Below are 21,140 nucleotides of genomic sequence, written 5' to 3' on the forward strand. Positions count from 1 at the left end.
CCGCCGTGAATCTTTCCATTACACGGGGATTGCTAGATGGGAGTGTACTTTTGTAATGTACTTTCAGTGGGACAATTACCACATCCAACCTCGCAACGGGCGATCGCATAATGTTCGCTCCTTTATGAGCCTCTATGAGAGGGGTAATGTTAGCTTGCGCCTTCGTTAACAGCCGCTACTATATCTAGGAAACTGATTTAACCCAATAAGTGTGTTTAATCCTAAATTTCGCTTGGCAAGGAACTAGCGAGAGCATTCCCTGGTAGGTCTTTAACTCTTACCGTTAACGTAGTACGCAGGTACGCCTCTGGTCAACTATGGTTTAAGTCTTAGGCCCGAAGCAAGCGTGTCTTGAGACCCGGGTCGTTGACAGTGATTTGGATGCCGTACTTATTAACTGACGCCATTTAGGGACAGCTTTAAAATATTTTAAGATTTTATGCTGAAACGGGGCTCACAAAATGCCGTGTTTTTTTAATGGCCTTTCTCTAACAAACTAAATGTCAGCAAATTCTGATTTTCTGCTTGCTGTCGGATTAAGGCTGCTGCTGTTTGAGAGTCTACTGGCTTTGAGAAAAAGAATCCTTGGGCGTACTCACATTTTAACCCTTTTAGTATAGATAGTTGCGAGGCTTCTTCGACTCCTTCGGCTACTACATCCATGCCTAAATTGTGGGACAAAGTAACGATCGACCGCACAATTTCGGTCGGATCAATCCCTCCTTTACTGAAATCGAACTCACCTCCCATCCTGCTAACAAAAGAGCGGTCTATTTTTAAGGTATTGGTGGGGAAGCGGTGCAGGTAGGAGAGCGAGGAATAGCCGGTGCCGAAGTCGTCAATGCACAAATGTATGTTTCGGGTTCTGAGCTGCACCAGCATTGCTGTTACTGATTCGGAATTTTCTATGAGTACGCTTTCGGTAATTTCTAGTTTTAAACTGCTGCCGTCGAGGTGAGTTTCTGCGAGAACTTGGTCGATGTATTCGATTAAATTTGGTTGAGAAAACTGTTTGACAGAAATGTTGACGCTAACGCTCAAGGGGGGGTTGCTGGGAAATAGCTGCTGCCACTGGCGGATTTGGTGGCAAGCTGTGCGGAGTACCCAGCGGCCGAGGGGTACGATCAAGCCGGTTTCTTCGGCGATGGTGATGAATTCGCCGGGGGAAACTAAGCCGCGTTCTGGATGCTGCCAGCGCACTAGGGCCTCAAAACTGGTAATTGTGTTAGTTGCGATCGACACGATCGGCTGGTAGTGAATAATAAACTGGGGCGCTGGGGATAAGGGAGGTAAGGCTGATTCGGGGGATGGGGGAAAGTCTTCTTCTCTGGCCGGCTCTCTAATGGATTCGATCGCCCGCCGCAGGTCGTTTTCTAGCTGCAACAGCCGCAAAGCGTGGGCGTGCATGGAACTGTTGAAAACTTCGTGTCGGGATCTGCCGAGTTCTTTGGCGCGGTACATTGCTGTGTCAGCGTCGCGCAACAGGGTTGTCGGTTCCACGTATTCGCCAGAACTCAAAGCTATGCCGATGCTGGCGGTGATAAATACTTCGTGTCCGTCTAGAAGCAGAGGGGAGGTGATTTTCTTTTGCAGGCGGTTGACAATGGTGGTAGCTTCATTGATGCCCTCGATGTCTTCGAGCAACAGCACGAACTCGTCTCCTCCGATGCGGGCCACTGTATCTCCGGGTCTGAGACAAGCTTCCAGACGCCGCGCGATCGATACTAGCAGTTGATCGCCGATCGAGTGGCCGAGGGAATCGTTGACTACTTTAAATCTATCTAAATCGAGAAACAGCACGGCAAACAAGAAGTCTTTGCGCCGTTTGGCCAGCCTCAGAGCGTGTTCCAGCCGATCGGTAAATAGCGATCGGTTAGGCAATCCGGTGAGGGCGTCGTGAAAAGCATCGTGCAGCAGTTGTTCTTCGGCGAGTTTGCGCTGAGTGATATCGTGACAGTTAATCACGATTCCCTCGACTGCGGGATCGTAAAGCAAGTTGGTGGCTACAGCTTCTACATAACACCAGGAACCGTTGCGGTGGCGGACTCGGTACTCAACTGGGCACAGGCTTCTTTTGGGGTTTTCAATGGCTTTGTGGAGGGTTTCGGTGATGGTGGCGCAGTCGTCGGGGTGAACTATTTCTAAGGCGCTGCGGCCGATCGCATGGTGGGGCGCGTATCCTAAAATTCGCTTGACGGAAGGGCTGATGTAGCGGAAGATTCCTTCGGCGTCGAGAATGATCGTGATGTCTGTGGCGTTTTCAATCAGCGAGCGAAATCGCTGTTCGCTTTGGCGCAGGGCTGATTCTGCTTGTTTGCGATCGCTGATGTCGAGGGCTACTCCGTCTATAATTACGTCGCCGTTTTCGTTTTTGGAAAATTTAGCGCTGTCTTGCACCCACTTGACCTCCCCAGATCTCAGAACGATGCGGTACTGCCGATCGCACGGTAAAAGGGTCGCTCTTGATGCTGCTACGCGGCTGTCAAACGAGCTTTTGTCGTCTGGATGGATGATTTCGGTCAAGAGTTCCGGGTGCGAAATCACTTCTTCGGCCCCGAACCCAGTAACTTCGCGCACGCCCGGACTGATGTAGGGCATGGAAATTGTGCCGTCTGGATGCAGCACGGTGCGGTAGACTGAGCCGGGAATGTTGGCTGCCATTGTGGCTAGCTGCTGCTGGATGCCGCAGACTGCTGCTTCGGCGCGCTTGCGTTCTGCAAGTTCGGTTTGGGCTTGTTGGTAAAGTTCGGCTTGGTGGATCGCGATCGCGCACTGATCGGCTATGGCTTTGAGTAGCGACAGTTCTTCGACGCTCCAAGAGCGCGCCCGATCGCACTGATAGAGGCTAATTCCTCCCAAAAATGACCGCTGGTAGAGCAGCGGCGCGATCGCGACGCCGCGAAACCCCACCAACTCTGCTGATTCTTGCAGGGACGGGCAAAGTGTCGATAACTCGTCGATGATCAGGGTTTCCCCGGCCGCTAGCCCGGAGCGGAACTGTTCGGCCACTTTGCAATTTAGCCCGACAAACCGTTCTCTGTCGGCTCCTTTGCTGATGTAGCGAATTCTGATGCCGCCTTCAGCATCTGGCTGCAAGATGGCGCAGGCGCTGATGTCTAGAGCTTCGTGCAGTTGATCTGCGGTGGTTTGCAGCACTTCGTCGAGTACAAGGGTGAAGCGCATGGCTTGGAGGATGCGGTTGGCGATCGCTTCTCGCTGAGCTTGCCGCTGAATTTGGGTGATCGCTTCTTGTTGCTGGCGCCGCATTTTGTATTCTTGGAGCGATCGTTCTAAGACTGTTGGCAACCTAAACAGCCGCCCTTTTAATACGTAATCGGTCATTCCGGCTTTGATGCACTCAACTGCCGCTTCTTCTCCCAAACTTCCCGTTACTAAAATCAAGGGTATGTCTTGCCCTAATTCCTGCATTAATTTCAATACTTCTAAACCGTTGAAGCCGGGGAGGCGGTAATCTGAGAGTACAGCATCGTACTTGCAATTCTCGAGCAGTTTTCTGCACTCTGTTGCTGTTTCTGCCGTGTCGCAATTAAAATTTACCCCCCCCGCTTCTAAGGCGAGCACTATTAATTCCATATCTTCTGCCATGTCTTCGATAATCAACAATTTTAATGTTGATTCCGCTACCATTTTTAGTAGATAGTTGGTCTGATTTATATCTAACATAAGGAATTGGGGAGGTTTTCAATTGGTTGTTCGTATTTTTGCTAGTAAGTTTTTAGACTGAGTTTTGTTGTTAATTTTATCGGGATATTTTTAGTGATTTTTATCAAAATTAATTATATACTCTACTCGCAAGACCTTTATTTAGCACCGGCAGTCGAGGGCTGACCGAACCGATTGGGGATCGTCCCAATTTTTAAAAGAGCGTTTTTTAGGAGTACGAGCATCTTTCACAGCCAAGCCTAGATCTTTCGCTTCCATCTCTAACAGTGAATACTCCTGTCACACCAAAATTCGGATGCTCTCACCGATTGTGACTTATTTAAGTGTATAAGAGTTTTAAATTCTGGATTTAAAACTCTTGTACACTTAACTTATGAATCTATATTACCGTTTGAGATTGTTTGCCCTAGTTTAAAGTAAAACGTGGCTCCTTGACTAGGTAGGCTTTCGGCCCAAACCGTGCCGCCGTGGCGGTGAATAATCCGCTGGACGATCGCCAAACCGATGCCCATCCCTTCAAATTCTCTCTGGGAATGCAGCCTCTGAAAGGCTCCAAACAGGCGATCGGCATATTCCATCGGAAAACCCACCCCGTTATCCTTGACAAAAATCGTCCCATCAGGTAAACCCTCAATAACTATTGTAGCCGGAGTACGCCCGCGGCTGAACTTGACGGCGTTGCTAATCAAGTTGCTGAACACCTGTTGCAGCAAGGTTGGATCTCCCATTACCGTCGGTAAATTTCCGACTGCAAATTCAACGCTGTGGAGAGTTTGGGTCGGGTCTGCGACGGTTGGGGGTTTAGTCAATTTAATCGCATTTTGTACCAAACGGCTCAGATCGATCGGAATTTGCCTCAACTCGGTGCGACTCACCCGCGACAGGGCGAGCAAACCGTCAATCAACAGGCTCATTTTTTGGCTGCTGTCTTCAATTATTTCCATATAGTGAACTATTTTGCGATCGCTCAAAGCCTCAGTTGATTCTAGCCGCTGCTTCAACGCTTCTACAAAACCTGAAATGTGTCGCAAAGGTGCGCGCAAGTCGTGGGAAACAGAGTAAGAAAAAGATTCTAACTCTTGATTTGCAGCTTCTAATTGCTCTGTGCGTTCTGACAAAGCTTGTTTTGTCTCTACCAACTCAGTGATATCGCGAGCAGTGCCAATTAAAGCATAAACCTCACCGTCGAGATTTCTGAGGGGAATTTTAAAAGTATCGTAGTAAGTAGTGGCGCCAGCTATCACAAATTTGTCCTGCAAGTGCATAGTTTCGCCTGTTTCAAATACCTGCAAATTTTTCCTACAAAATTGTTCGGCTATTTCTGGGGAAAAACATTCAAAAAGAGTTTTACCCTGCATCTCTTTTCTGCTATTTAAGCCAGCAGTTTTGGCAACAGATTGATTGACAAAAGCCAGGCGCATATTTTTGCGTTCGACCACAAAAATGCGATCGGGCAAGGCATCAAAAAAAGTCTCTAATTCGGCGGTACGCTGAGCGACTTGAGCTTCTAAAGTTTCGTTGAGTTCTTTGAGTTCAAATTCTACTCGTTTGCGTTCGGTGATATCTTGACCAATTCCGATACAACTGCCGTCGGAAAGGCGAACATTTGCCCAAGAAGTGTCGATAATGCGCCCGTCTCTAACTTTTGTTTTGAAGTCGCTCCATTTCTGATTTGCTGCTTGGATTTCATCCAAAACGTATTGACGGTATTCTGGCTGCGGATAAAATTCCGCCAAGATATCGCGGTCTTTGATTTCTGCTAAACTCCAGCCGAGCACTTGTTCCCAATGGCGGTTGACCCAGTTTATTTGACCGTTTTTGTCTAAGAATGCGAGCATAATCGGCACGTTGTCGAAGATTGTTTGCAGCAGTTCTTTTTGCTGTTTTAATGATTCTTCGGCTTGTTTGCGATCGCTGATGTCGAGTACGGAACCGATAATTTGCCTCATTTGTCCGTCTGGGGTTCTTTTGAAGATTGTAGACCGAGCGTGTACCCAGCGCCATTCCCCATTTTTGTGTTTGATTCTGTAGTCTATCTCATCTGTTTCATAGGGATTGCTGCTATGTTTTAGCCGATCCATACCTGTAATTAGCTTTAACAGATCCTCGGAATGAACTAACTTAACGATAGCATCTGTACCTAACTCTTGCCATTCTTTTGCCGTGTAGCCGAGTATGGCTGCGACAGATTCATTTGCATAAATATTTTTGTTTTCTACTACATCGTAAATGTAGAGAAAGTTAGGGATAGTTGTCAAAATGCTTTCTAAAAGTTGTTGATGTTTTTGCAGTTCTGATTTGGCTTGTTTGCGCTCGCTTAAGTCCAGCACGAAACTGACGCCTAACTGCTGCGTTCCTTCTAAAAATGTGCTGCCCAACAGCACCGGAACGCGGCTACCATCGGAGCGTATAAATTCTTTTTCAAAGGGAACAACCGTATTTCTCGCCTTCAGTTCGGCAACTTTTTCTGTATCTAAACGCACATATTCTGGTGGTGTCATTTCTTGCCAGTTAACTTTTCCGGCAAGCAGCTCGTCCCGCGTATAATTTACCGTGTTTAAAAAAGCGGCGTTGGCATCTGTAATGCTGCCGTTAAGATCCCAAAAAATTAAGCCGATCATGTTAGAATCAACTATGGCTTTAAATTTGGATTCGCTTTGTCGCAACTGATATTCGACTTGTTTGAGTTCTGTGATGTCGCGGGCGATGGATAAAACTGTTTCTACTGAATTGTCTTCAGCAAACTCGGGAATGACTCGACAGTGGTAATGTTTTATGCCCTCGGGAGTAAGAAACTTAAATTCTATGGTTTCTTGTTTGCCGGTGTCAAAAACTTTCAGAAAAGTCTCGTCCCACAGGTCGCACAAGTGTGGTGGCATTCCTGATTCTCTGTGGCTCTTGCCCATCAATTCTGCGGGGGGTTTTCCGGTTGCTGATTCTACTGCGTGGTTGATGTAAAGGTGGCGGAATTCTCGATCGAACCTGGCGATGATATCGGTAGCATTTTCGGCTAGGGCGCTGAAAGCTTGTTCGCGCCGGTGCAGTTCTTCTTGAATGCGGTGGCAATCGGTTATGTCTCTGGCAAAAGAGAGAATTGAAACTACTCTTCCCGATTCATCGATTAGTGCAGAATTGTACCATTCGCAGTAAATTACCGAGCCATCTTTGGTATAGTTGCGGTTGCGGCAAACGTTGCGGGTTTCTCTGCTGTCTAACAGTTGATTTGTGACGGCGCACACTTCCTCGAAGTCTTCTTGATAAACTATTGACCATTCGTGCCAGTATTTGCCGATTACTTCTGCAGCACTCCAGCCAAATATTTGTTTGGCCATTGGCGACCACCGCACTACCCGAAATTCCCTGTCCCACTCTATAACTGCCATTGGCGAGTTTTCTAGATGAAATTCCCGCCGCAAGTTGGCTTGTTTTATTTGGGTTTGAAGTTGCTGGCGGAGTTGCTTCGCCCCGGCCAAGCGGTCACTGATTTCCTGTGTGTTTGCTGAGCCGGCGCTGGCAATGCGAGCAATGGTTTCTGCTGTTTGTTTTTCGAGTTCGTTCCAAGCGAGTTCGAGGGCTGATTCCGCCTTCTCTAGCTCAGTGAAGCTATTCTGAAACAGTGTGGCACTTTCAACTGGAAATTTACGCATAGTTTTGACACTTAGGCAAGTGTTACTTTTACAATTCAAAATTAAAGCTTAAAAATTAAAAATAGGTAATTTCCTGTAAATTATACATTTTTAATTTTTAGTCTGTGCGTGGAGCCGATCGTTGGAGGCGGGCGGCGTTATTAAAGACTGCAAGTAAAAGGATTTGGGGTGCAGATCGATCGGCAATTGTGGTGGATCGATCTAAAACTCTCCTGGGTAAGGGAAGGGTACGGGCAGGAGCAGGCGCTAAGTATATTTTTGCACAGAGTTGTTGTTTGGGGGCGATCGAAAGGAGATCGGCGTGGCTGGGGGCTTGGGTCGATCGCCCATCTGTAGCAGGGCGTTGCCTGTGCACAGCCCCATTTGTCTCAACTAAACACGCTTTCTCAAAGTCCGGCAGGGGTTTAAACCTGCCGAACTAAGGGTTTGACGCGCTTGTTGACACCAATGAAACTGCGGCTACCTACAAATAATCTCCACTCACTTTGGTCAATAAAAAGCTAAAATAAAATCTAAAGTTATTCAGTCTTTAAAATTGCTTATGACTGCTGCTGCACCCTCTTCGATAAAAAACCAAACTCAGTACGAAGCCATTATCGGTCTCGAAACTCATTGTCAATTGAGTACGAATACTAAAATTTTCTCCAGTTCTTCTACAGAATTTGGCAATACTCCAAATACTAACATTGACCCAATTTGTATGGGAATGCCGGGAGTGTTGCCAGTATTAAATCAAAAAGTTCTGGAGTATGCGGTGAAAGCAGGGCTGGCTCTCAACTGCGAAATCGCACCTTACAGTAAGTTTGACCGCAAGCAATATTTCTATCCCGATTTGCCGAAAAATTATCAAATTTCTCAGTTCGATTTGCCGATCGCTACTAACGGTTGGCTAGAAATTGAACTGGTGGACGAGACTGGAAATTCTACTAGAAAAAAAATCGGGATCACTCGCTTGCACATGGAGGAAGATGCCGGAAAATTGGTTCACGGCGGCAGCGATCGGTTGAGCGGTTCAACTTATTCAATGGTGGATTACAACCGCGCCGGTGTGCCTCTAATCGAAATTGTTTCGGAACCGGATTTGCGATCGGGCGCGGAAGCTGCCGAATACGGTCAAGAATTGCGCCGGATCGTGCGCTACATCGGTGTTGGCGACGGGAATATGCAGGAAGGTTCGCTCCGGTGCGACGTGAATATTTCGGTGCGCCCCGTGGGCAGAAAAGAGTTCGGCACGAAGGTGGAAATTAAAAATATGAACTCTTTTAATGCGATCGAACGGGCGATCGATTACGAGATCGAGCGGCAAATTCAAGCGGTGGAAAATGGCGAAACCATCGTCCAAGAAACCCGGCTGTGGGATGAAAACAAGCAGTGTACTTTCAGTATGCGGGTTAAGGAAGGCGCAAGCGATTACCGGTATTTCCCGGAACCGGATTTGCCTCCGATCAAAGTTTCGGCCGAGCAATTGCACGATTGGAAAGCTCAACTGCCGGAATTGCCGGCCCAAAAGCGCAATCGCTACGAAACTGAGATCGGTCTTTCTCCCTACGACGCGCGGGTGCTGACTGACGACAAAGCGGTGGCGGAGTATTTTGAAAAATCGATCGCCGCTGGTGCTGTGGCTAAACAAGCTGCGAATTGGGTGATGGGCGATATTACTGCTTATCTGAAAAATGAAAAACTGGCGATCGCAGAAATTCCTTTCCAACCGCAGGATTTAGCCGAACTGCTGGGGCTAATTGATGCCGGTACGATCAGTGGCAAAATTGCTAAGGATATTTTGCCGGAGTTGCTGGCAAACGGTGGTTCGCCTCAGAAGTTCGTTGAGAGCAAGGGTTTGATTCAAATTTCGGATACTGGGGCGATCGATCGAGCGATCGATGCGGTGTTAGCCGCCAATCCCAAGGAGCTCGAACAGTACCGAGCCGGTAAAACTAAGCTGCTGGGCTTTTTTGTCGGCAAGGTGATGAAGGAAACGGGCGGCCGGGCCGATCCCAAACTGACCAATGAGCTGCTGGCGGCGAAGCTTAACGGCCCAGGCTAAGCAATTATTAAGGGGGTCGTGTAGCAGATACAGCGGCGGGCGATCGGTTTTTCCCGATCTCGCCGCGCCCTCGCCCTTCTTGCTGGCTCGTAACTTTATAATTAGTCTACATTTCTTTACAACATCTTCACGTTTGGGGGTGACACCCCTCATCCCTCTCGTGTTATATTGTGTTATGTAGATGCACCCTGATGGCAGAGAGAGTTACTTAGGTAGCTCTCTCTTTTTTTGTCTTTTTTTTCCACGGACGTGAAAATACGGATGGGGGAGAGGGGGATTAACGATACCGATCCCCGATTACTGATTACTGATTAGCAATTACCGCTTTGAGTCGATTAATATCAACTTTAGTTATTAACTAATTTTGACATTATGAGCGAACAAGCTAGCGAGCTAATCAAGCAGGGGATTTCGCAATATCAGGCGCGTCAATTTGAGGCGGCGCTGGGTTCTTGGCAGGAAGCGCTGGCGCTGTATCGCTCAATGGACGATAAGCGGCGATCGGGTGCGGCGCTGGGTAATATGGGCGTAGCTTACGAAGCGCTGGGAAATTATGCTCAGGCGATCGAGTGCTACCAGCAGCATTTGGTGTTAGCGCGGGAAATTGGCGATCGCCGGGGCGAGGCTAATGCTTTGGGAAATCTGGGCAATGCTTGTTGTGCTCTGGAGAATTTTTCTGGTGCTATTGATTACCAGCAACAGCGTTTGGCGATCGCGCGGGACACTGGCGACGGGCGCTCAGAGTTGGAAACTTTGGGGAATTTGGCACTAGCTTACGATGCTAAGGGAGATTTGCCTGGTGCGATCGAATGCTATCACGAGCAGTTGTCGATCGCGCGCGCCAGCAATGACGATCGCATTGAGCGCCATGCTCTCAAGAATTTGAAGCTTGCTTACAAGTATTTAGCAGATTACGAGAAGGCTAACCAGTACCGACAGCAGCAATTGGCGATCGTCCGGCAACTGTTTTTAACTGATAAAAATAAGAGTTTTGTACAACTTGTAGAAACAGTTGGTTTGAATCCGATTGAGGATTTTGCTGGGGCTAATTTAAGCGGTTTTGACTTGCACTACACTGATTTTAACGGTGCGGATTTGCGCGAAACCAACCTCCGAGGCGCAGATTTGACTTTGGCCGATCTCAGCGGTGCTTTGCTGAGCGCTGCTATTTTAATTGATGCTAATTTGTGCAATGCTAATTTGCGGGATGCTGAACTCAGCAGCGCCAATTTGAGCGGTGCTGATTTGCGGACAAAGCTGCCCCGGGCGAATTTGAGCGGTGCAAATTTAACCGGCGCCAATTTGAGCAGTGCTTATTTACCGAATGCGATTTTAGTAAATGCAAATTTGACAAATACTGATTTCAAGAATGCTGATTTAAGTGGTGTTAATTTGAGCGGTGCCAATTTAAACGGTGCTGATTTGAGCCGCGCTGATTTGACAAATACGGTGGTGGAAAATGCAAAGTTTTTTTGTTGTTTGGGAATTTCGGATGCCCTGAAGGTTGAATTGACGGCACGGGGCGGGATTTTTGAGTAGAATTAATTGGAAAGGTTGGTAATTGTAGAGGGTAAGAAAAGCTATGACTGCCGTAACTGCAAAACGATTCTCGATCGCCGAATATCACCGTTTGGGAGAACTGGGATTTTTCGCCCCCGATGAGCGAGTTGAATTGATTCGCGGAGAAATTATCCTCAAGGCTACTAAAAGTACGTTTCACTCTGTTTGTAATTCGCTACTGTTAGGAGAATTGTACCCGCTGCTGCGAAAAATAGCGATCGTGCGCGGTCAAGAACCCATTATTTTGTCTGATGATACCGAACCAGAGCCTGATGTTGTGATTGCCCGCAATCGAGCCGATCGTTATTTCTCTTCTCACCCGCAGCCTGCTGATATTTTGTTGGTAATTGAGGTATCGGATTCTACGTTGAAGTACGATCGCACAACCAAGCTGTCTCTCTATGCTGAGACTGGGATTTCTAATTATTGGATATTTAATTTGGTTGATAATCAACTGGAAATGCACAGCGAACCTTATCAGAAACAAAACGGAAGTTATAGTTATCAATTGCAACGAGTTGTTTTGCCAAATCAGACGGTGGTAATTCCGGGTTTTTCCGAATTGTGTCTGGATTTGTCTTCGGTATTTCCAGCCTAGGCTTCCTTCGATGATATAATGCAAAAGTGCGATGGCTACACCCCGGCTTGCGCCTACGAACTCTTCACGAAAATAGCCCTATGACCGCTCAAACTCTCGCTCCACCCGAACAAATTGTCGAGCTATCGGGTATCAGTTGGCAAACCTACGAAACTTTGCTTGCCGAAATCGGCGATAGTCAAATTAGACTGACATATAATCGCGGCAATCTTGAAATTAGGGTACCTTCTCCACAACACGAACGTTTCAAAAAAATAATGGGTCGATTTGTCGAGACTCTAGCGGAAGAATTAGAGGTGAAAATTGAGCTTCTTGGTTCTACCACATTCAAACGTCCTGAACTGAGCGGTGCAGAACCAGATGAATGTTTTTACATCCAGAATCTTAGTGCAGTTAAAGGCAAAAAAAGAATCTACCTGAATCAAGATCCGCCGCCGGATTTAGTAGTGGAAATTGATATTACCAGCCGCTCGGAAAATAGCTTGCAGGTTTATGCGGATCTGGGAGTGCCGGAAGTTTGGATTTATAATGGATCGCGGCTCAGAATCAACAGATTTGAAAATGGAGAATACGTTGACGGCGAGATCAGTTTAGCATTTCCCAGCTTACCGATATTAGAGATTGTTAGATTTTTGGAACAAGCAGAAACAATGGACTATTTGGAATTAGTGAAAGCATTTCGGAATTGGGTAAAAAGCCAAATTCAGCAAAACCAATGACTTGCGGATCAAATTAAACAAAATTTACAATTTGGTTCACAAAAAAAAGGTGTAGTGTGATAAAATAGAGATGATAAACTAATTTAAATATCAATTACAGGCTGGTAGTGCCAGCAATTCTACCCGATATGCGATCGCTAGAGTCTTACAACAAATACCCAGATTGCTTGTGGATGCAATTAGAAGCAATTCCAGTTCCATCGGTTGCACCCCAAACCCAACAGCTCGACATTCACTTGAGTCTGAATTTTAACGAGCATTGGGAACCGCTGCTCGGCGGTCGCGTCAAATTTGGTCTGCAAGGCGGGACGCTCAAACTCTATCTAGAAAACTGCGAAATACCCGTAGCATCGCGTCAGTTAGTCGGTTCTTTCCAGCTTTTGCCAATAGAAGAAACCTTGCCCATTCAAAACAGTGCAAAAATTTTAGTGAGCGAAAGTCAGCGCGGAGTTCAGGGCGGCGAAAATGCGGAAAAAATCAAGGAAACAGAGAGCATACGGTGTCACGTTTCCACAATAAGGAATGATACAACGCCAGCTTGGGTTTTTGCAGTTGAACAGCGCAAATCAGTATTAAAAGGTTTGCTAAAAAGTGCTAAGCTGGGAGAATTAGCTGGCAAAGAATTTCGGATGGCAGCGGCTTTTGAAGTTGCTAAAGAAGATATTAATCTCACAGATGCGGAGGGTTTGTGGCCGCACGATATCACGCCAAATCAACATTCGGTTTTAGAAAGAATCCTGACTATATACCTGCACGCAAATAAACTCCAACCTGCCCTCAGTTGGGCGCTATTGTCCTACAATTTACCTCCGGTTGAACCGCGCGAAGTGGAAATTGTCCCGGAAGCTGAATCGGAATTGCAGGAAATGGTCGATCGCATTATTTCCGCTGAAACCGACAACTTTGTGGAGTTGGCAAAAATCGCCAATCTCAATCCAGCACTAGATTTCGCGGGTAGCACCTTGCGTGGAACGACTTTAAGTGCAGTGGATTTTAGCAGCGCAAATCTCGATCGGGTAAATTTCCGGGGTGCAACCTTAAACGATGCCGATTTCAGCGACGCCAACCTGCAAAATGCCAAATTCGGCGGTGCAGATTTGAGTGGCGCTTTCTTAGGAAATGCTGATTTAAGCGGTGCAGATTTACATAAAGCAAGTCTAGCTTTAGCTAACCTCAGCGGTGCAAATTTGAGCGGCGCAAATCTGCTGGAAGTGAACTTAACAAATACTAATTTCAGCGGTGCGAATGTCGAGTCAGCGAGGTTTGGGAACAATTCAGGAATGGATGAGGAGATGCAGGTGAATTTACAGCAGCGAGGCGCGATTTTTGAAGAGGTTTAGTCGGTAAGTGCGAGATCCCTTTGATTCATCCGCCTCCAGTGTGCCACGGGGCTCACGCCGGTGCGATGGAATTTTACCTTAAAACTACTCCCTCTGAAGAAAGTGGCTTCTTAATCCTTAACTCTCTAACTACATTTATAGAGAGTGATGCACCGTAGCTGTTAAGAGGGTAAACAGGCATTTCTTGCCAACACTGACGGCAAAACCAGTATACTTGAGCTTGGCGAACGTGACGCAGCAGTTGATTGGTGCAGCAAGGACAGCTTGTCATAAAAACCTCTTTTTTATCGAAAGTGTATTTGTCTCTTGTTGCCAAGCGCTGTAAGCTGGCTGGAAGCAGCAACTCTATGAATGTAGAGGTAAGAAGTAAAGATTTGGTAAAGAATACAAGCTTGTTAATGAATTGATGCAAATCGAAATCTTTCGTAAAAATAGCAATAACTGAGAGAAATTGTATCCCACAATCCCCCGCTTCCCAGAGAGGATATTAAGATTGTAAATTCTTAAGAATCCTGCGTCTGCCATACCGGGGAGTGTCAATCATCCCATCCCAACATCTCTGCCACTTTTCCCGGCAGGGTGGTTGGTTCAAATGGTTTGCGAATTACCCCAGCAACACCCATTTCGGCAAAGCTGGTCATATCGCTTTGCATAACTCTTGCTGTCAGCAGAATCACTGGAATCGATCGAGTTATGGGATCGGATCGGAGACGAGCGTACACAGCAAACCCATCCATTCCCGGCATTGATAAATCCAGCAAAATAGCATTAGGTCGTTCTGTTTGTAGGATTTGTAAACATTCTTCTCCTGATTCGGCCACCAGGGTGTTCCATCCCGCGAGGTCTTCCAGGCACAACTGTACCAGTTCGCGGAGGTGTTCTTGGTCATCAACGATGAGAATTTGTTTTCCTTTCATCTTGTTTTCGGGCAGGAGACTGCCCTCATAATTAGCTACTTGCAAAGTGTTCATTTTATTTTGATTGATTAGAAATCAATTTTTTGGTAGTCAATTTGGTCTCAAATACACATCTTTAAGCAATCGCTCAAAGATGTGTATTTGAGAGTTGAATCCGAACTTCGGATTGCTCCACTCTCAATTCTTTAGCAAGCGAATTGTTAAACTATCCTGGTGTATTTTAGCCACATAGATATCAGGATCTACGCGGTGGGGCAACGGGATGAGACTTTCAAATCCACTAGGAAGGAAATAACCTTCTACTCCAGCCACTTCGGTAGGTTGACCTTGAATTAAAACAGTTTCTGGAGTGATTTGGAGATTCAATTTGACAAGATGAAGGTCAGAAATATAAACTTTAAGGATAAGTGTCACATCCCTTTCTTGAATTTTAATGCCTGTGATCGGTGTTTCCTCTGTATGATCGATCCAAGGTGTGGATTGCTGACAACCAGTGGGCAAACCGGAAAATGAACCTGCGAGATCCTGATTTACATCATTCAAAGCTTGAAAAGAATTCATTGAGTCTCCTCCTAATGCAAAGAACTGTTAGCTGCATAACAGGAGACTAAATAGCAACGGTAAGGATTTGGTAAAGATTCGGTTATTGTTACAAAACTTGACAAAAATGCTGAAAGTTATTCATCCCATCCCAAAATCTCTGCTACTTCTTCCGTCAGGGTGATGGGTTGGATCGGTTTGGCAATTACCCCAGCTACCGCCATGTGGGCAAATTTAGCCCGATCGCTGGGCAAAACTTTCGCTGTCAGCAGAATCACTGGAATCGATCGGGTAATCGGATCGGACTGCAGGATCTCGTACACGGCAAACCCATCCATTCCCGGCATTGATACATCCAGCAAAATGGCGTTGGGTTGTTCTGTTTGCAGGATTTGTAAACATTCCTCTCCCGATCCTGCCCCCACTGTTTCCCATCCGCCTAAATCTTCTAAGCAAGCCTGCACAAGTTCCCGAAGGTGTTCTTCATCGTCAACAACTAGAATTTGTCTGTCTGTCATGGAATTTTGGATTGGAGATTTTGGATTTTGGATTGATGCTACAGATTAATCTAAGCGTTATTCAATGGTGGCTAAGGGTAGGGTGAAGGAAAATGTGCTGCCTTCACCTAAAATACTTTCCGCCCAGATTTTGCCGCCATGCAGCTCAACAATACTGCGACAGATTGCTAAACCTAAACCGGTGCCTCCTTTTTCGCGGGAGTCGGAGGCATCGACTTGCTGAAATCGCCCAAAAATGAGTTCTAGTTTATCAGCAGGAATGCCTCGTCCGCAATCGCTAACTTGGAACAGCACAAAGTCTGTCTGGTTTAGGGCACTCAGATGAATTGTGGAATCGGCAGGTGAGAATTTAATCGCATTACTGAGCAAATTTGTTAAGGTTTGGACGATCGCATCTCCTGTTGCCCCGACTTCTGCATCCGTGGGGGTAACGATTAATGAGATCTGCTGTTGAGTAGCCAGCGCCCGAGTGCTATCTACTGCTTGCTGCATCAAATCGGCAGCTTTGCAAACGGTTTTCTCCACAGTTTCCCGCCCGGAGTCTAGGCGCTCCAAATCTAAAATATCATTAACCAGGTTCACTAAACGATGGGTATCGAGGAGGGCAATTTCAATCATGCGTCTAGATTTTTCGGGTTTTTGATCGTAAACCCCACTTTTTATTAGTCCCAATGACATTTGAATTCCTGTCAAAGGAGTGCGAAGTTCATGGCTGACAATGCCAATGAACTCATCTTTAATGTGTTCGATCCTTTGTCGTTCGGTAATATCTTCCCCAATGCTGATCGTGCCAATAATGTTTCCCTCTGAATCTTGCAGCATGGTATTGTTCCACGCAATGAACCGTTGTTCACACGATTTTGTCAAGATAAAATTTTGATAATATGGATGATAGTTGTGGGCTAAAACTTCCGAAAAAACAACTTGAACCGATTGTTGATTAGAAGGAGGTACGAAGTTATCAAACCAATTTTTTCCAATAACTTCTGGGTGAGTATATCCCGTAATTTTTAAGAAAAAAGGATTAACATAATTAACATTTCCCTCTATATTAAGTCCGACAACAATCAACTGCACGTTATCCAAGAGCGATCGCCAGCGTCGTTCCGCTTCTCGGATCGTGGCTTCGGCTTGCTGGCGTTCTTGCAGTTCTAGCTGAAGTTGTCGGTAGAGTTTGGATTGCTGAATGGCGATCGACAATTGGCTGGCAATCTGTTCAAGTAATTCTATTTCCCACGATTGCCATTGACGAGGTGCCGTATTTTGGTAAATAGCTAACAAACCCCAGAGATTTTCTCTCAAAAATATCGGGAAAACTGCATAACTTTTTGCTTGAAATTGTTCCAGTAGCTCGATATGACAGGGTTGAAGTTCAGCGCTGTAAATATTATTTACAACAAAATTTTCATGATTGCGGAATCGACCGCCGTGAGTTTCTTGCAGATAGGTATCTGCACAATTTTTTTGAAGATCGCTTCCTATCAGTTTTCTCCAATCCTCACCAACTGACTCGAAAATAAAATCACCACTCCAATCAGGATTAAAGCGGTAAATGGCAGTGCGATCGGTTTGTAATGTCTGCCTGATTTCAGTAACAGCAGTATTTAGAACGGCATTCAGATCCAAAGATTGGCGAATCCCTTGAGTAATCCTCCATAGCAAATGTTCCTTTCGGGATTTCTGTAGTAAGGCTGCTTCCGCCTCTTGTCGAACTTCTTCTAGGTGCTTCGCTACTGTGATATCTTGATGAACGGCCACCAGAACATCGCCGTAGTCGGAATGATTGAATACAGAGCAAGTGGCACTACACCAAAATGGAGTTCCATCTTTCTTGACATTCTGGATTTCATAGCTGAATTCACTGTTTTGTAAAACGGCAGACCGAATGGTTTGATTTACATCTTCAGGACTCACCGATGCGCTGCCATAGTTGAGAATCGAAACGTGCTGACCGTTGAGTTCGCCAAAGTCATAGCCAAACATCTGCTCAAATTTAGGATTGGCATAGACAATGGCTGCATTATCTGCTCTTACTAAGCAAATGCCTTCCGCCATGTTGCGGGTAATGACAGCCTGAAGCTCCAGCATTTGTTCTGTTTGTTTGAGTTTAGTCAGATCGCGCAGACTGACGATTACCCCTACAATATTTTCGCCTATATCACGTAAAGGCGTATAAGTAACGCTCAAAAATTGCCTAACTAAATTGGGAGAGTCAAACCACTTTTCATACTGAATTGTTTCTCCAGCCAAACATCTATCTAAGCGAGGTTGAATGAAGTTATCAAACAACTCTGCACCCAGGATATTCCTAACAGAATTTCCGATTACTTCGCTTTCAGATTTGTTGCACCAAGTCAAATAACCTGGATTGGCTATTTGATAAATATAGTTGCGATCCATCAGCGCAATCCCATCTCTTGTATTGAAGAGGATGCGTTCATATTGGCGGAAGGCTTCTTCAGTACGTTTGCGATCGGTGATATCAAATACGCTAGAACGACTCATCATGAATTTACCTGCTTCATCATAAATTGCTGTAGCATTTAGGTTGAGCCAAATGAGTTTTCCGTTTTTATTCAACATCTGAAACTCTAAATTATTGATGTACCCTTGTTTTTTAAATACGGGAAAGTTGTGATAAAAAATATTTTTACTTTCAATTGTCATTAAATCAACAAATTTTTTTTGGTGTACAATTTCATCGCGGGTATAGCCTAACCACTTCAGTTCCGTATCATTAATCATAATTATTGTTCCTGCTGCATCTAAGGAATGATAGCCACAGGGAGCATTATTATAGAGGTCTTCAACTTGATTGATATATTGTTGCCAGCTATGGTTGACTTCAGTGAGTTCTGCTGTCCGTTCTATGACTCGTTGTTCCAGTTCAGTATTGAGTTGTTGTAGGGCAATTTCTGCTTGTTGGCGCTCCCTCACTTCCGTTTGTACTTGATCAAATAAATCAGCTTGCTGAATGGCAATTCCAGCTTGAGTTGCTAGCTGTCGCATGAGTTCAATTTCTGATGGTTGCCATTCGCGAGGTTCTGCACAGTGATGGGCCATCAATAATCCCCAGACTTCTTCTCCCTTAAGGATAGGAATAACCAAGTTAGCTCTCACTTGAAAATTTGCCAGGAATTCCCGGTAACAAGTATCAATTCCGGCAGTAGAAATATCAGATTTAGAGGTGAATAAGCCTTGTTTTAAGGGTTCGATATAGCTTTCACCCAAGCAAGGATCGTGTATCTGAGTGGATAAGATTGCTGTCCATTCTGAACCAACTGACTCTACCACAACCTTTCCGCTCCAGTCTGGAGCAAATTGGAAGATAATTACGCGATCGCATTGCAGAGTGTTTCTGAGGTCAGTTACCGTAGTGTTGAGAATGTCTTCTAGTTTGAGGGATTCGGAGAGAGAAAGTGCTGTTTTAGCAAGGATTTGTTGTTGCTGTTGTTGCAATTTCCCATAATCTTTATCAGTATGTTCTATCATTAATCTACTTAATTAATTACATTTTTTAGATTGAGGCATAAACCGGGTTTTTACCCCTCGTGCGTAAGTTCTATTTAAGTATTTCCAGGCTTAAGTAAAGGACGAGAGCGCTTGATTCGGCTGAGTACCCGCGTGACTAATTCAGGCCCTAGTATCGGCTTGGTAATAAAATCATCGGCTCCCGCTGCAAAGGCTTGTTGGAGAGATTCTGGATCGGTATGGGCTGTCACCACTAAAATCGGTAAATTTTCCCATTGGATATCCTGTCGGACTACCTGACACAATTCTAAGCCGCTGACGATCGGCATTTCTAGATCCAGCACTACTAAATCGGGTTCAGTGCTAATTAACACCTCCCAAAATTGCTGTGGTTCTTTGAGATTTGTCACCTCAATTCCCCAAGGAGTCAGTAACGCTGATAATTTAACCAGCATCACAGGGTCATCATCTACGATTAAGACTTTGGCTTCTGAAGTTTTGGGACTGGGTAAAACACGGGCGATGGCTCGAAAAATTTGCTCGGTAGTTGCAGGTTTGTGGAGAAATTGCTTAGCACCTAAGCGCGATACTGCCAAGCGATCGGCAAGGCTATCTCGTCCGGTAAAGACAATTATAGGCAGGTTAGGCGATCGCTCGGTCAGTTCTCGCAGTAGCGTCAATCCATCTTCCTCTGTCTCTGCAAAACTTAAATCTAGTAACATCACATCGGGCATTGACAAAGCAAGACGCGATCGAGCAGCAGTAATATTCGGCGCAATTTTCATCCGAAATCCCCAAGCTTCCGATTCTACTTTCAATCGCTCCGTTAATGCAGCATCATCATCAACTACCAAAACCCGATAGTTGACAATTGAAGTAGAAACTGGTACAGCCGTTGATGTAATCGGTGTTTTGGCTAATTCCTGCTGTAATCCTGTCACCACTTCCGAAAAGCGGGTAATTTCCTCAGCAGTGAAAGAGCCATCTTTGATTAGCAAATGCTCTGCAGAGCGTGCCAATTTCGAGCCTTCGGGATAACCAAAAGAGCCCAAAGAGCCTGACAATTTATGAGCTTCATGTTTTGCCGCTTGCTGTAATTCAGTTTCTAAATTTCCTGCTAATAGAGCAGTTTTTGCCCGCTCCAATACAGCAATTTGTTGGTTGAAGCCTCCCCGAAACCGCTCTAACACTTTGTCGCTCGCGGACTTATCTATCCCGCGAGATTGATGTTTTTTGGTGCGCTCAATCCCAGGATTATTTGAACTAGACCACGCAGATTGGGAGTACGGTTTCAGCCGATAGCCCATGCCATAAACTGTTTCGATAATTTCTTCAATTAAGCCGCCTGCCTTCAGTTTCTTTCTGACATCCTTAATATGAGTGATAATAGCGCGATCGGTTGGTGCGTCATCAAATCCCCACAGACGATCCAAAATAGCACTGCGGCTAAAAATGCGATCGGGATTTCGCAGTAATAGTTCCAGCAGATTATATTCTGTCGCTGTCAGTGAAATTATTTGTTCAGCAAATGTCACCCTACCAGAATCTAAATCTAAACAAAGATTTCCCCAAGTCAATGTATTAGCCGCTGAATTCTGAGTAGAACCTCCTGGGGAAAGTGCTTTACTGCGCCGCAATAAAGTTCGTATCCTTGCCAGTAATACTTCCGTAACAAAAGGCTTGCCGATGTAATCATCGGCCCCCGCATCGAAAAAAGCCACCACCTCCGCATCTGAATCCTTTGCAGTCATTAACAGGATCGGTTTGCAGTAGCCTTGCGATCGCAGTTGCCGACATAGACTAATTCCATCTAGTTTGGCAACCTGCACGTCTAACAAAATCAGATCGTACTCAATTGCTGCTGCCAAGTCTAGGCCCACTTGTCCATCATTGGCCCGATCGAACCCGTAATGATTTGCTTCCAACACCTTAGCCAGTGTTGCACTCAGCCCTCCATCGTCCTCTACTAGCAGAATTTTTATCGGAGACTTCTTCATTTTGGCTGTGCGGTTCAATTTCCATGCGATGACGCGCTTTGATGTCAGGCCGAAGCGTGGCTTTTAACTAAATCACTGCTACTCATTACTACTCCTTTTATCTTA

At 45.6% G+C, this 21,140-nt stretch carries 13 protein-coding genes; 5 read left to right on the top strand and 8 right to left on the bottom strand.

The genetic code is table 11. The features are described 5' to 3' along the window. Window positions 1-474: 474 nt before the first annotated feature. Window positions 475-3,684, bottom strand: a complete 3,210-nt coding sequence (locus tag QUB14_RS10530) for an EAL domain-containing protein (protein WP_333216913.1) — start codon at window positions 3,682-3,684, stop codon at window positions 475-477. 371 nt (window positions 3,685-4,055) lie between these two features. Continuing rightward, a complete protein-coding gene (locus QUB14_RS10535) occupies window positions 4,056-7,331 on the bottom strand; it encodes a PAS domain S-box protein (protein ID WP_333216911.1) in 3,276 nt (1,091 codons plus the stop codon). 541 nt (window positions 7,332-7,872) lie between these two features. Here QUB14_RS10535 and gatB point away from each other — a divergent pair. From gatB to QUB14_RS10560, 5 genes are all read left to right on the top strand, one after another. Beyond that, window positions 7,873-9,375 (top strand): Asp-tRNA(Asn)/Glu-tRNA(Gln) amidotransferase subunit GatB, encoded by a 1,503-nt coding sequence (gatB, locus tag QUB14_RS10540; RefSeq protein ID WP_333216907.1) that lies wholly within the window; start codon window positions 7,873-7,875, stop codon window positions 9,373-9,375. A 372-nt stretch (window positions 9,376-9,747) separates the two neighbouring features. Next, window positions 9,748-10,914: a pentapeptide repeat-containing protein gene (locus QUB14_RS10545; protein WP_333216906.1), complete on the top strand. Its 1,167-nt coding sequence runs from the start codon at window positions 9,748-9,750 to the stop codon at window positions 10,912-10,914. A 43-nt stretch (window positions 10,915-10,957) separates the two neighbouring features. After that, on the top strand, window positions 10,958-11,533 hold the full coding sequence (locus QUB14_RS10550) for a Uma2 family endonuclease (RefSeq protein ID WP_333216904.1): 576 nt from the start codon (window positions 10,958-10,960) through the stop codon (window positions 11,531-11,533). 80 nt (window positions 11,534-11,613) lie between these two features. After that, complete coding sequence (locus QUB14_RS10555; RefSeq protein WP_333216902.1) at window positions 11,614-12,252, top strand: Uma2 family endonuclease; 639 nt, start codon at window positions 11,614-11,616, stop codon at window positions 12,250-12,252. A gap of 107 nt (window positions 12,253-12,359) precedes the next feature. Then, window positions 12,360-13,592 carry a pentapeptide repeat-containing protein gene (locus QUB14_RS10560; protein WP_333216900.1) on the top strand — a complete coding sequence of 411 codons (1,233 nt, stop codon included), beginning with the start codon at window positions 12,360-12,362 and terminating at the stop codon, window positions 13,590-13,592. A 73-nt stretch (window positions 13,593-13,665) separates the two neighbouring features. Here QUB14_RS10560 and QUB14_RS10565 read toward each other — a convergent pair whose 3' ends face one another. The 6 genes from QUB14_RS10565 to QUB14_RS10590 all read right to left on the bottom strand — a co-directional run bounded on the left by QUB14_RS10565 (window position 13,666) and on the right by QUB14_RS10590 (window position 21,035). Then, window positions 13,666-13,863: a hypothetical protein gene (locus QUB14_RS10565; RefSeq protein WP_333216898.1), complete on the bottom strand. Its 198-nt coding sequence runs from the start codon at window positions 13,861-13,863 to the stop codon at window positions 13,666-13,668. Between the two features lie 265 nt (window positions 13,864-14,128). Continuing rightward, on the bottom strand, window positions 14,129-14,509 hold the full coding sequence (locus QUB14_RS10570; protein ID WP_333216940.1) for a response regulator: 381 nt from the start codon (window positions 14,507-14,509) through the stop codon (window positions 14,129-14,131). 177 nt (window positions 14,510-14,686) lie between these two features. Then, complete coding sequence (locus QUB14_RS10575; protein ID WP_333216896.1) at window positions 14,687-15,070, bottom strand: Hsp20/alpha crystallin family protein; 384 nt, start codon at window positions 15,068-15,070, stop codon at window positions 14,687-14,689. Window positions 15,071-15,186: 116 nt separating this feature from the next. Continuing rightward, window positions 15,187-15,567 (bottom strand): response regulator, encoded by a 381-nt coding sequence (locus tag QUB14_RS10580; RefSeq protein WP_333216894.1) that lies wholly within the window; start codon window positions 15,565-15,567, stop codon window positions 15,187-15,189. A 57-nt stretch (window positions 15,568-15,624) separates the two neighbouring features. Further along, window positions 15,625-19,059: a PAS domain S-box protein gene (locus QUB14_RS10585; protein ID WP_333216893.1), complete on the bottom strand. Its 3,435-nt coding sequence runs from the start codon at window positions 19,057-19,059 to the stop codon at window positions 15,625-15,627. A gap of 74 nt (window positions 19,060-19,133) precedes the next feature. Continuing rightward, window positions 19,134-21,035, bottom strand: coding sequence for a response regulator (locus QUB14_RS10590; RefSeq protein ID WP_333216891.1), 1,902 nt, complete (start codon window positions 21,033-21,035; stop codon window positions 19,134-19,136). Window positions 21,036-21,140 lie beyond the last annotated feature (105 nt).

This window comes from Microcoleus sp. B3-D2, from assembly GCF_036705345.1.
In the GTDB taxonomy this organism is placed as follows: Bacteria; Cyanobacteriota; Cyanobacteriia; order Cyanobacteriales; family Microcoleaceae; genus Microcoleus.